The organism is Marinilactibacillus sp. 15R (assembly GCF_001895285.1).
In the GTDB taxonomy this organism is placed as follows: domain Bacteria; phylum Bacillota; class Bacilli; order Lactobacillales; family Carnobacteriaceae_A; genus Marinilactibacillus; species Marinilactibacillus piezotolerans.
Map to the genome: position 1 here is coordinate 744900 of NZ_CP017761.1, position 12221 is coordinate 757120.

Annotated in this window: 11 protein-coding genes, 1 tRNA gene and 1 riboswitch; of the genes, 9 read left to right on the plus strand and 3 right to left on the minus strand. The window is 36.3% G+C overall.

Translation table 11 applies throughout. The features are described from left to right. Nucleotides 1-125: 125 nt before the first annotated feature. Together BKP56_RS03670 and BKP56_RS03675 are read left to right on the plus strand one after the other, a co-directional pair. Entirely contained in the window at nucleotides 126-1292 is a 1167-nt protein-coding gene (locus BKP56_RS03670) for a hydroxymethylglutaryl-CoA synthase (protein ID WP_072693755.1), read from the plus strand. Between the two features lie 56 nt (nucleotides 1293-1348). Beyond that, nucleotides 1349-2566, plus strand: a complete 1218-nt coding sequence (locus BKP56_RS03675) for an acetyl-CoA C-acetyltransferase (protein ID WP_072693756.1) — start codon at nucleotides 1349-1351, stop codon at nucleotides 2564-2566. Nucleotides 2567-2630: 64 nt separating this feature from the next. Here the strand turns inward: BKP56_RS03675 and mscL are convergent, their stop codons facing one another. Next, nucleotides 2631-3017, minus strand: coding sequence for a large conductance mechanosensitive channel protein MscL (mscL, locus tag BKP56_RS03680; protein WP_072693757.1), 387 nt, complete (start codon nucleotides 3015-3017; stop codon nucleotides 2631-2633). 368 nt (nucleotides 3018-3385) lie between these two features. On the opposite strand from mscL, the gene BKP56_RS03685 reads away from it, so the two are divergent. From BKP56_RS03685 to BKP56_RS03710, 6 genes are all read left to right on the plus strand, one after another. Next, the gene (locus BKP56_RS03685; protein ID WP_072693758.1) at nucleotides 3386-4444 is read left to right on the plus strand and encodes a phosphate/phosphite/phosphonate ABC transporter substrate-binding protein; all 1059 of its coding nucleotides are present in this window, start codon (nucleotides 3386-3388) and stop codon (nucleotides 4442-4444) included. Between the two features lie 104 nt (nucleotides 4445-4548). Next, nucleotides 4549-5328, plus strand: coding sequence for a phosphonate ABC transporter ATP-binding protein (phnC, locus tag BKP56_RS03690; RefSeq protein ID WP_072693759.1), 780 nt, complete (start codon nucleotides 4549-4551; stop codon nucleotides 5326-5328). Between the two features lie 12 nt (nucleotides 5329-5340). Continuing rightward, complete coding sequence (phnE, locus tag BKP56_RS03695) at nucleotides 5341-6168, plus strand: phosphonate ABC transporter, permease protein PhnE (RefSeq protein WP_198033981.1); 828 nt, start codon at nucleotides 5341-5343, stop codon at nucleotides 6166-6168. Between the two features lie 15 nt (nucleotides 6169-6183). After that, the gene (gene phnE, locus BKP56_RS03700; RefSeq protein WP_072693760.1) at nucleotides 6184-6999 is read left to right on the plus strand and encodes a phosphonate ABC transporter, permease protein PhnE; all 816 of its coding nucleotides are present in this window, start codon (nucleotides 6184-6186) and stop codon (nucleotides 6997-6999) included. A gap of 113 nt (nucleotides 7000-7112) precedes the next feature. After that, complete coding sequence (locus BKP56_RS03705; protein WP_072693761.1) at nucleotides 7113-8423, plus strand: MATE family efflux transporter; 1311 nt, start codon at nucleotides 7113-7115, stop codon at nucleotides 8421-8423. Between the two features lie 127 nt (nucleotides 8424-8550). Then, nucleotides 8551-9528, plus strand: coding sequence for an L-lactate dehydrogenase (locus BKP56_RS03710; RefSeq protein WP_072693762.1), 978 nt, complete (start codon nucleotides 8551-8553; stop codon nucleotides 9526-9528). Between the two features lie 102 nt (nucleotides 9529-9630). Here the strand turns inward: BKP56_RS03710 and BKP56_RS03715 are convergent, their stop codons facing one another. After that, nucleotides 9631-10917: a hydroxymethylglutaryl-CoA reductase, degradative gene (locus BKP56_RS03715; RefSeq protein ID WP_072693763.1), complete on the minus strand. Its 1287-nt coding sequence runs from the start codon at nucleotides 10915-10917 to the stop codon at nucleotides 9631-9633. A gap of 122 nt (nucleotides 10918-11039) precedes the next feature. Here BKP56_RS03715 and BKP56_RS03720 point away from each other — a divergent pair. Continuing rightward, nucleotides 11040-11112, plus strand: a tRNA-Val gene (locus BKP56_RS03720). A 156-nt stretch (nucleotides 11113-11268) separates the two neighbouring features. After that, nucleotides 11269-11374, minus strand: a riboswitch (NiCo riboswitch). 167 nt (nucleotides 11375-11541) lie between these two features. On the opposite strand, the gene BKP56_RS03725 is transcribed toward BKP56_RS03720, so the two are convergent. Further along, on the minus strand, nucleotides 11542-12105 hold the full coding sequence (locus tag BKP56_RS03725) for a TetR family transcriptional regulator (RefSeq protein ID WP_072693764.1): 564 nt from the start codon (nucleotides 12103-12105) through the stop codon (nucleotides 11542-11544). Nucleotides 12106-12221 lie beyond the last annotated feature (116 nt).

Consider the following 12221-nt stretch of genomic DNA (forward strand, 5'->3'; position numbering starts at 1 on the left):
GAACGTAACCGATCATTTTATAGATGATCGTACATATCTTAACTCTTTTTTTAGGAAGGTCATTTATAATGTAATTAAGATAATAGAAACGTTTTTGTGAGTGTATATTATAGGAGGACGATGATTTGGAAATTGGAATTGATAAAATAGGGTTTTATACACCGGATGTATATATAGATATGGAAAAGTTAGCTGAAGCTAGAGGAGTGGAACCAGCTAAATATACGATTGGAATCGGACAAGAAAAAATGGCAGTAGCGCCTTTGTCACAAGATGCAGTATCAATGGCAGCCAATGCAGCGCTTGAAGTGTTAGATGAAGAAGATAGAGATGCAATTGATTTTGTCTTGTTTGGAACAGAATCAGGGGTAGATCACTCAAAATCAGGTGCAGTTTGGGTCCATCATTTAACGGGTATTCAAAAATATGCTCGTTCAGTTGAATTAAAACAAGCTTGTTATAGTGCTACTGCCGCAATCAAGATGGCTATGGGTCATATTTCATTGCATCCTGAAAGCAAAGTCCTTGTATTGGGAACAGATATTGCAAAATATGGACTCAATACTGGTGGAGAGCCGACTCAAGGAGCAGGAGCTGTTGCAATGGTATTGTCTGCTAATCCGAAAATCCTAGCAATTGATACAGATAGTGTATCCATGACAGAAGACATTTCCGATTTCTGGCGTCCGTTATATTCTGATTATGCTTATGTAGATGGAAAATTCTCTAACCAAGCTTATTTAAACTTCCTAACAGATGTCTGGGGTCAATACAAAGAAAGAAATAACCGTGATTTAAGTGACTTTGAAGCATTGTGCTTCCATGTTCCTTATACTAAAATGGGTAAAAAAGCATTAAAAGCTTTAACAGAAAATGCTTCAGAAGAAGATACAGCTCGTCTGATGGGATATTATGAGCCAAGTGTTTCTTACAATAAGCAAGTTGGGAATATTTATACTGGATCACTTTATTTAAGTTTGCTTTCTTTACTGGAACAAGGACCGTTGCTAGCAGATAATGCGCGTATTGGTCTGTTCAGTTATGGCTCAGGAGCTGTTGGTGAGTTTTTCAGTGGAATTGTAAAACCTGGGTATAAAGAACACATGTTGAAAGAAGAACATGAAGCATTACTGAATAAGCGTCGCGAATTATCTATTAAAGAATATGAAGAAATTTTACAGCAATCTTTACCTAAAGATGAAACAGATATTGAACTGGATAGTGAAGCATCTAGTGGAACGGTTATCTTAAGTGGGGTTCAGGCTAATATTCGCAAATATAGTAAAAAGTAAGTAAACGATTCTGATGGAATGAAAAATTTTGCTAACTAAAAGGAGTGCATACTTTTATGCAAAAAGTATATATAGCAGGGGCAAAGCGGACGCCAATCGGTTCGTTTCTTGGTGCACTGAAAGATGTTTCAGCTGCTGACTTAGGAAAAACAGCTATCCAAGGCGTTTTAAACCAAAGTGGTGTTGATCCAACTGACATAGATGAAGTATCTTTAGGAAACGTTCTTTCAGCTGGTCAAGGTCAAGGTGTTTCCAGACAAGCTTCTATCAAAGCCGGTATTCCAGAAACTACGCCAGCTTATGGAACAAATATGGTCTGTGGGAGTGGCTTGAAAACTGTCATGAATGCTTTTATTGGCATTCGTGCGGGAGAATATAATACAGTTGTGGCTGGTGGGACAGAATCTATGAGCCAAGCCCCTTATCTTATTCCTAACAGAGCTCGGACTGGTATCAAGATGGGAGGTTTTCAGGCGATAGACCATATGGTGCATGATGGATTGACAGATGCTTTTGAGGGTTATCATATGGGGGTTACTGCGGAAAATATTGCCGAACAGTATGGAATCTCACGTGAAGATCAGGACGCCTTTGCATTTGATTCCCAGAAAAAATCGCTCGAAGCACTGGATAATGGTTTATTTAAAGAAGAAGTGGTTCCTGTAGAGTATACAACTAGAAGGAAAGAACAGGTTATTGTTGATGCTGATGAATATCCTAATCGTAAAGCGAATCTTGAAAAAATGAGTTCACTCAGACCAGCGTTCAAAAAAGAGGGTACGGTAACAGCTGCAAATGCTTCTGGACTGAATGATGGTGCCAGCGCAACGTTGATTGTTGGAGAAGACTATCTGCAAGAAAAATCTATTCAACCATTAGCTGAAATTGTCGCAATTGGACAAGGCGGCGTTGATCCATCGATTATGGGGATGGGACCTGTTCCAGCCATTAAGCAAACATTGAAGAAATCTGGACTATCTTTTGGTGATATAGATGTATTTGAATTGAATGAAGCCTTTGCTTCTCAAAGTTTAGCGGTAGTGCATGAATTGTCTGAAGCGTTCAAAATAGACAAAGAAACACTAATTGCTAAAACAAATATGAGCGGTGGTGCCATTTCCCTCGGTCATCCCATTGGAGCAAGTGGAAATCGCATTTTAGTTACTTTGCTGTATACATTAAAACGCAAAGGATTGAAATATGGAATAGCTTCTTTATGTATTGGTGGCGGCATGGGTGCGGCTGTTATTATCAGAAATACAGATATTGACTAAGTTGTACAATTACAAAAATAGAGGATCATCAATTGAGATGATCCTCTATTTTGGTTTCTTCAGGTTATTTTTCTGCTTTTTCAGCTAATAAATCGCGAATTTCTGCAAGATATTCTTCAACTGTTGGTGCTTCTACAGGTGTATCTTCAGGAGCTGGCTTATTTTTCTTGGTCAAAGTATTGATGACTTTAACAACAATAAACAATGCAATTGAAATAAGGAAGAAATTAATAATGGCTTGTAAAAAAGCGCCATATTTGATTGAAGCAGCGCCTATTTCCATAGTTAATTTTTCTACATTTGCTTGTCCAGTAAGGGCAACAAGAAGCGGCATGATAATGCTGTCTACTAGCGCAGTTACTATTGCAGTAAAAGCTTGCCCCATAACGAGACCGACTGCCAACTCAATAACATTGCCTCTAGCAATGAATTCTTTAAACTCTTTGATCATATTTTTAAAAATTCCTTTCAAAAAAATAAAATTGTCTATCTTTCGTCTTTAATATTACTGAAGGAAAGGAGCTATTGCAAATAAGAAGAGAACGAACTGATTTTACGATAACTTTACATAAAATTGATAGAAAGATAGGGAGAATAAAAGATATACTAAATTGCTGTCAGATAATCACCAAGTAAAAAGGAAGATTGCTTGTGTAAAAAACAGTTAATGTTCGGTTTTAGGTGTGTATTTTTTGTAAAATTTCTAAAATATACTGTAGACATTTGTATTGTCGGATGTTACTATTCTTATGGAGCTACAATATGCACATTTGAAGAATGCCGTTGTTTTATACTTAGTTAAAATTAGGAGGAAAAATTTTGTCTAAAAAATGGTTAAAAGGTTTAGGTATTACTTTCGCATCAACACTTGTACTAGCAGCTTGTGGAAACAGTGACGATAGTGGTGAGTCAGCTTCTGAAGGAACTGACGGAAACGTGCAGATTGATGAACTATCAGTACAATTCGTACCTTCACGTGATCCAGAAGAAATCGTAACAGCTACAGAACCTCTAGAAGGAATGCTGATTGATGAAATGGCCGAATTAGGGTATGATATCGATAGCGTAAAAATCGATGTAGGAACAGATTATGAAGCTGTAGGAGAAGCAATGTCTGCTGGATCTGTAGATGTTGGATTCTTACCTGGTGGAACTTATGTTTTGTATGATGATGGAGCTGAAGTAATTCTGACAGCAACTCGTGCAGGATTGAGTAATGACTCTGAAGATCCTGCAGAATGGAACGCTAATAAACCAACTGAACCAACTGATGAACAAGTAACGTACTATCGTTCAATCATGGTGGCAGGCCCTTCTGAAAAGGGACGCGAACTTGCAGACAAAGTTAATAATGGCGAAGAATTAACATGGGAAGACTTGGATTCAGCTTCTTGGAGTGTTATGAGTTCATCTTCATCAGCTGGATATATATATCCAACGATCTTTTTACAAGAAAATTATGACAAATCATTATCTGACTTGAGTCAAATCTCTCAAGCTGATTCTTATGGTACTTCAGTTTCTCGTCTAGCAACAGAACAAGCAGATGTAGCAGTAATGTACGCTGATGCCCGCCGCGATTATGTTGAAGACTGGGAAGATACTTTTGGTGGTACTGCAAGTATCTGGGATCAGACAGATGTTATTGGTGTGACACCTGGAATTTACAATGATACAATTAGTGTAAGTAAAAATTCTGAAATTATGGATGATGATTTAAAAGCAGCATTGCAAGATGCATTTATCAATATCGCTGGAACTGAAGAAGGAAAAGAAATTATTTCCATCTATTCTCATGAAGGATATGAAAAATCTGAAAGTTCTGACTATGATGTTGAACGTGAAGCTCAACAAATCTTAAGAGATTTAACAAACTAATATAAATTAATCAAACTTAATACTCAATAAACTAAAGAACAAGCTGGGAGTTTTTTTCTCCTGGCTTTCTTTTTGAGTATGTCTTAGAAAGGACAAAGTGAATTATGATCGAATTTATTAATGTAAATAAAACCTATCCGAATGGGGTTACTGCATTAAAAGATGTGAATTTGAAGATTGAACAAGGTGAATTTGTTGCGATTATCGGATTATCTGGAGCGGGTAAGTCTACTTTAATTCGCTGCATCAATCGTATGCATGATATTAACGAGGGAACCCTTAATGTCAATGGTGTAGATGTAAGTAACTTAAAAGGAAAACAAATCCGTACTTTCCGCCGTAAGATTGGCATGATTTTCCAGTCATTCAATTTAGTAACTAGAACCAGTGTTATTAATAATGTTCTTGTTTCTTCTGTACCAGAACTTCCCTGGTGGAGAAAGATTTTAGGGCTATTTCAAAAAGATAAAAAAATTGTTGCATTGGAAGCATTGGATAAAGTTGGAATTTTGGATAAAGCTTACAATAGAGTAGACCAACTATCTGGTGGACAACAACAACGTGTAGCTTTAGCACGTACGCTTGCGCAAAATCCTTCTGTTATATTAGCGGATGAGCCAGTAGCTTCTTTAGATCCTGTAACAGCTAAAGTGGTTATGGACGATTTCAAACGAATCAATCAAGAAATGGAAATGTCTATTTTGATTAATATCCATCATGTTGAATTAGCTTTAGAGTACGCAGATCGTGTAATAGGAATTCGCAAAGGTGAAATAGTATATGACGGTAAATCTGAAGATGTTAATCAAGAAGTGTTAAATAACATTTACGGAAGTATCACAGAAGTACCGCATATGAATGATTCTGAAGAAGCAGAAGTGTAAGGAGGGTGCAGATTGAAAGAAACAATCTATGATAAGATATTTAAACCAACAACTTATACATTAGAAAATGGCAAGACAGTCAAACAAAGGGCTTCAAAAACTCCGTTAATACTGATTCTGATATTCTTAGCTATATATGCTTCTTTTCAAGCTACTGGAGTAGATCTTTCACTAATCTTTACACGAGGAAGTCAGTTCTTTGTTATTATTTTGAGTATGTTCCCGCCTAATTTTGGATTCATTTCTAATATTTGGGCCCCACTTTTTGATACTATCCAAATGTCTTTATTAGGTTCTCTTATAGGAGCTTTGTTTGCAATTCCTCTAGCGTTGTTATCTTCTAGCAATGTTATAAAAAACAGGTTGCTTAATGGATTTTTCAAACTGTTTCTAAGTATTTTAAGAACTTTACCGACTTTGGTTTTGGCATTGATTTTTACATTTCTGTTCGGTTTAGGGACTATGGCAGGAACATTAGCTATCCTTATATTTTCAGCCTCTTATGTTGGTAAATTAATGTATGAGCATATTGAAAATGTGGATATGGGTGCTTTTGAAGCGCATGAATCTATGGGTTTGTCTAAAGTAGAAGCCTTTAGATATGCCATTGTTCCGGAGGTTCTACCTACTTATCTATCTGTTTCTTTATATGCTTTTGAAGGAAATGTTAGATATGCTGCTATCTTAGGATATGTAGGCGCTGGAGGTATTGGATTGGTATTAAATGAGAGATTAGGCTGGAGAGACTACCCAAGTGTAGGAATGGTCTTGCTGGTTTTGATGGTCGTTGTATTCATTATTGAAAGAGTCAGTGAATATTTCAGACGCAAACTATCTTAGAGAGGGAGAGTAAAAATGAACGAAGCAATTCGAACACAAATGGGTAAAGCACCTAATCGTAAACTTTATTTTACAACTATTACCGTAATTGTATTAGCTCTTCTGATCTGGTCATTCCTTGGTGTAGATGTCACTGGATTAGATAAAAAAGGAACGGGTTTAGCTGTAAACATCGTTAAAGGTATTGTAGCACCGGATTTAGAATTCTTATTTGACTTTTCTAGCCAAGGTGTTGCCTATTTACTATATGAAACGATTGCGATTGCCTTTTTAGGAACAATTTTTGGATCCTTGTTAGCTATTCCAATTTCATTTTTGATGGCACCGAGTGTTGTAAGTGGACCAGTAGCTTATATTACCAGGTTGTTTGTAATTTTTATTCGTACAATTCCTTCTCTAGTTTATGGGATTATGTTTATTCGTGTAACCGGTCCTGGAGCTTATGCGGGGGTTTTGACAATGTCAATTACATCTATTGGGATGATTTCAAGGTTGTATGTTGATGTCATTGAAAACTTAGACCGTGGAGTACTGGAAGCGATGACTTCTATGGGGTGTACGACTTATGAGAAAATCCGTTATGGTATTTTGCCGCAACTCTTCTCAAGTTTCTTATCTACTACGATTTATCGATTCGATATGAATCTCAGGGATGCGACTATTTTAGGATTAGTTGGAGCTGGAGGAATTGGAGCACCATTGATTTTTGCCATGAGATCATACCGATGGAATCAGGTCGGAGCTATACTTATTGGATTAGTAATCTTAATTCTGGTTGTTGAAGTGATATCAAACAAATTAAGATCAAGACTAGTAAGTGGAACAAACTAATAGCTGAAGTAAGTTGAGAAGTTGCATCTTGAATGAGGTGCAGCTTTTTATTATATTGAACTAGGCAGTACATACGAAGAGGATTTATTAGAAGCATGTTTTGGAGGAGTTGCATGGGAATCAACAAGTTGTTTTTTAAGTATGTAAGCTTGAATGTATTGGGAATGGTAGGAATATCTCTGTATATATTAGCAGATACTTTTTTCATTGCCCAGGCATTAGGATCTAATGGGATCGCTTCTTTGAATTTAAGCATACCAGCATATGGGGTGATCAATGGAATAGGGCTGATGCTGGGTTTGGGAGGAGCTTCAAGATATAGTATTTTAAGTGCACAAAAGAAAATAAAAACAGCACAAAAAGTGTATGCACAATCTCTTATATTTGGAGTGATTATCGGAGGTGTTTTTTTAGTATTTGGATTGTTTGGCTCAGGTCTAATTGCACGCAGTTTAGGCGCGAATAACGAGACACTTGTCAGCACCTCTATTTATCTACAGACGATACTCTTTTTTTCTCCGTTTTTTATTTTAAACAATACACTTCAGTCATTTGTTAGAAATGATGGTGACCCATCACTTGCTATGTCGGGCATGATGATAGGAAGTTTTTTGAATATTTTATTGGATTATATCTTTATATTTCCGTTAGATATGGGAATGTTTGGAGCTGCTTTGGCGACTTGTATAGCACCAATCAGTAGTATTGCAGTGCTGTCTATTCATTTTAAACGTGCTATAAATCAGCTGAAATTTGTTTTTCAGAAATTAAACTGGATTGTGCTTAAAGATATCTGTTACTTGGGGGCTACAGGATTTATTAATGAAATTGCTTCAGCGGTAGTTTTATTTTTATTTAATACAATTATTTTCTCACTTGAAGGAAATCTGGGCTTAGCGGCATATGGAATTGTGGCAAATATTTCTTTTGTAGTATTGTCATTATTTACAGGTGTAGCTCAGGGAGCTCAACCTTTATTAAGCGATAGCTATGGCAAGCGCGACTTGAGTAAAATAAAGCATGTTTTGACATTATCTATAATAACGGCTTTGGTGATTAGTGCAACGGTCTATTTGACGACACTTTTATTTAAATCAGGAATCATAGCCGCTTTTAATAGCGATCAAAGCACCCATGTAGCTGAAATGGCAGCAACTGGACTGATTGTCTATTTTGTTGGTTTCTTTTTTGCAGGGATCAATACGATATCCACAACATATTTTAGTGCGACTGATCAGCCTAGATTTGCTTTATTCTTCTCATTGCTTAGAGGTGGCGTTATTATCATTCCGATAGTTTTATTGTTTAGTTATCTGTGGGGAATGAATGGAGTCTGGATGTCTTATGTAGCAGCCGAAGCAATCGTGGTATTATGGATCGTTATAAAGATGAATCCTCGCAAAAGGATTAGACAAGCTAAATAATTCAGTAATTTGTGAAAAAAACAATCAGATGGTCAAGTGAGTCTGATTGTTTTTTAACATAGAAAATCTTGGTTTATGGAGTTGTATCCTGTATAGTAGCTATAAAGTTTTATAGGAGGACGGGTATATGAATAAGCAAAAATTAACAATAATTGGTATTGGTCATGTTGGTTCTTATGTATTATCAGATATAGTGAAATTAGGACTGTTTTCGGAAATTGCATTAATTGATAGCAATGAAAATATATCTAAAGGTGAAGCGTTAGATCAGCTGCATGCTAATCCTTTTACTTTTATGCCGAATACAAAAGTCTTTTCTGGAACTTATCAAGATTGTGCAGATTCAGATCTTGTTATTGTTTCAGCTGGTGCCAGTATAGTGCCATCTGAAGAGGAAAAAATGCCGGATCGGGCTTTGCTAGCTGAAAATAGTGCGAAGATCATTAGAGAGATTATGGCAAATATTGTTGCTCATACAAATAATGCTGTATTAATTTTTATTACCAATCCTGTAGATACAATAGTACATATTGCAGAAAATGAATTTGATTATCCAGCTGGGAAAATTTTTGGAACAGGAACAATGCTGGATACAGCTAGATTAAAAAGAATATTAGCGGACAAGTACAATATTGATCCTAAAAGTATAACGGCTTATATGATGGGAGAGCATGGAATGACAGCTTTTCCCGTATTGAGTAGAGCTAACATACAGGGGTTTAAAATGAGTGAGTGGAAGGATCTTTTTGAAAGTGCTGAAATTGATCAAGTTAGTATAAAAAATCAAGTAGTTCAGGCAGCGTATGATGTTTTTAACGGAAAAGGATGGACAAATGCCGGAATTGCTCAAGCGGTCACCACGCTAGTTAAAGCCGTTATGCTGGACGAAAGAAGTGTTTATCCCGTATCTACTACACTAAGAGGACAGTATGGATATAATGGAAATGTGACTTTGAGTATGCCATGTATTATTGGCAGAAATGGAATTGAAAAGCAACTAGAAATCATCTTAGATGAGGAAGAAGAAAAAATGCTGCGTGAATCTGCAGCGTATATTCAAAATATAATGAGTTCAGTAGGAGCAGGGATAAAGTCTATCTCCTGACTATATATATAAGAAAAAGCCTTCCATAACAGTAATTAATACGTTATGAGAAGGCTTTGAGTCTATCTGAAAAAATAAAATAAGTTGATTTTTATTAAAAGTCTAAAGTTTACTTAAATAATCTTTTGCGGTCTGCAGGTTCATATGAGGCGCTTTTTTCAGAGCTTCTGCAATTTTCTCTACTTGTGCGCCTTTTGCACCAGCACTGATTGCCAGTGAACGGGCATGTAATCCCATATGTCCTTTTTGAATTCCGTCAGTGACGAGCGCGCGGATAGCTGCGAAATTCTGTGCTAAACCTACAGATACTAGAATGCTTTCCAATCGTTTTGCATCAGGTTCTTGTAAAAGGGTTCTTGAAAGTTTCGCGGCAGGGTGAATACTAATTGATCCGCCAACTGTTCCAATAGGTAGAGGTAAGGTTAATGTACCAACTAAATCTCCCTTTTCATTTGTATGCCACTTTGATAGCGCACGATATTGACCGGAACGAGCTGCATAAGCATGAATGCCTGCTTCGATTGCCCGCCAATCATTTCCGCTTGCGACAACAACGGCATCTACACCATTCATAATCCCTTTATTATGGGTAACCGCCCGGTAAGGATCGACCCATGCCACTTGAGCAGCTTCTACGATTCTATCGCGTACTTCTTCTCCTGAAAAATTTGTAGTCTTCAATTTGTAACTGGGGATTGTACAAGTAGCAGTTGCTGTACATTCGGTGGCGTAGTTAGATAAAATACGCAATAATGCTGTTCCACCAGTTAACTCTTCGATGTAAGGAGCGATGCCTTCCATCATGGTATTCACAATATTGGCACCCATTGCTTCTTGCGTATCAATGTGTAAATGGACCACCAAAAAGGATGGGATATTTTCAGATGTATCTGATTCTAGAAGACGAACAGAAAGGTCCTTAGCACCACCACCACGTTTTACTATGGAAGGATGGGCTTCGTTTGCCTGGTCCAGAATTTCTTGCCTGGAATTTTTAATTTTTTTGATAGCAGTTGAAGGGTCAGCGACGTCTTTTAAGGTTACTTGTCCAATCATCATCCGTTCAGAGACTACTGTGGTAAATCCGCCAGCAGATCCAATGATTTTGGCAGCGAAACTTGCTGCCGCAATGACAGAGGGTTCTTCAATAGCCATCGGCACCACTGTCTCTTGATTATCAATTAGAAAATTCATCGCCACACCCAATGGTAAAGAATAATTTCCGATATAATTCTCGATCATATGCTCACCGATGTCTTGGCCTAAATCACCACCTTCGTTTTTTAAGTTGTCAGCTTGTAATTCGGTTAATAATTCTGCTTTAACCAGAGCATCGATTTTTTCTGTGTATGTTTTTTTATAAAACTTAGCTAAATATTCTGTATTCATTCCTGATTTCCTCTCTTGGTATTCCTAACTATATTATGAAGGACTAGAATGAAAAAAGGAAGCTAAAACCTGAATCGACTTGACAACGCTTAGAAAAATAAGGATAATAGTAAAAGTGTTAAGGTTCCTTAGCTCAGTTGGGAGAGCACTACCTCGACAAGGTAGGGGTCGCTGGTTCGAGCCCAGTAGGGACCATACATTAGAGAGTGGGGCAAGTTAGAGTGCCTTCACTGATAAAAAAACCGTAATTATCAGAAAATACTGATAATTACGGTTTTTTTTGTTAAGCCAAATATGTTGTTAGATTTCCTTCAGTAAATAATAAAGAAAGGACACCTATAAAACGGAATTAATTGTCCCACAGAAATACCCTTTGAATGTTACATTTTGCTGCCATAAAAATCGTAGCACAGCTGCATGAGTTTTATATATTTACAGCTTGTTCAGATCACAATGGATAGTCTCTTCCAAGAAATATACAACCCAAAGCTATCATTATTTAGATTTATAAAGAAGAATAACCATTTACAAAAAAATGTATAGTCATTTTGGTTTACTAGGATACTTAAGTATTAATTATCAAAAAATACCCTTAGGAAATCAATAAAATTTGGCAATAGACATTTAAATAAAAATATTTTCTAAAGTTTTTTTGTAAAACTTAATAACATCTTCTTGGCTGGTTTTGTCTTGATTCTTTTTGTACCAATAGACTGATTGAATCGTGATTCCCATAATAATTTGACCTTTGTAATCAGCTTCTATGGCTGTGCTACTATCTGTGTTGCCTGAATGAACATGGTTTTTTAGCATGTTCTGCCCGTACTCTTGAACGCCTTCTAATTCTATGATGATATCTGCATTCAATTGAAGACTGAAGATAAGGTATAACACATTGTCAGGCTGATTAAGCAATTGTTCGAAAACTAAAATAAAAAAGTTGTCTTTCTTATCATTTATGTTTTCAAACGCGTAATCAAAGATTATGTCCATTTTATATTTAATAAAGAAGGTCAAGAAATCATATTTATCTAAGAAATGCTTATAAAAGGTTGGACGTCGAATCATAGCCGCATCACATATTTCCTTCACAGATATTTTTTCAAACTTCTTTTCTTGTAATAATTCCTCAAAATTTTCAATAAGTGACTTATAGGTTTTGTGGACTCTTAAATCTAGTTTTTCCATAATGGTGTTATCTCCTTCATAGTTAATAAACATGTTGTTTCAAAGTGTTACTTAATTATCAGATGCAAAAATCTGTTCCTTGTCCTTACTTTCCATTCAAGTATAATTTTAAATAT

Excerpts from the sequence above, each read along its gene's own strand:
- mscL (WP_072693757.1), bottom strand. The coding sequence starts at position 3,017 with ATGATCAAAGAGTTTAAAGAATTCATTGCTAGAGGCAATGTTATTGAG.
- phnE (WP_072693760.1), top strand. The coding sequence starts at position 6,184 with ATGAACGAAGCAATTCGAACACAAATGGGTAAAGCACCTAATCGTAAA.
- BKP56_RS03675 (WP_072693756.1), top strand. The coding sequence starts at position 1,349 with ATGCAAAAAGTATATATAGCAGGGGCAAAGCGGACGCCAATCGGTTCG.
- BKP56_RS03725 (WP_072693764.1), bottom strand. The coding sequence starts at position 12,105 with ATGGAAAAACTAGATTTAAGAGTCCACAAAACCTATAAGTCACTTATT.
- BKP56_RS03710 (WP_072693762.1), top strand. The coding sequence starts at position 8,551 with ATGAATAAGCAAAAATTAACAATAATTGGTATTGGTCATGTTGGTTCT.
- BKP56_RS03715 (WP_072693763.1), bottom strand. The coding sequence starts at position 10,917 with ATGAATACAGAATATTTAGCTAAGTTTTATAAAAAAACATACACAGAA.
- BKP56_RS03705 (WP_072693761.1), top strand. The coding sequence starts at position 7,113 with ATGGGAATCAACAAGTTGTTTTTTAAGTATGTAAGCTTGAATGTATTG.
- phnC (WP_072693759.1), top strand. The coding sequence starts at position 4,549 with ATGATCGAATTTATTAATGTAAATAAAACCTATCCGAATGGGGTTACT.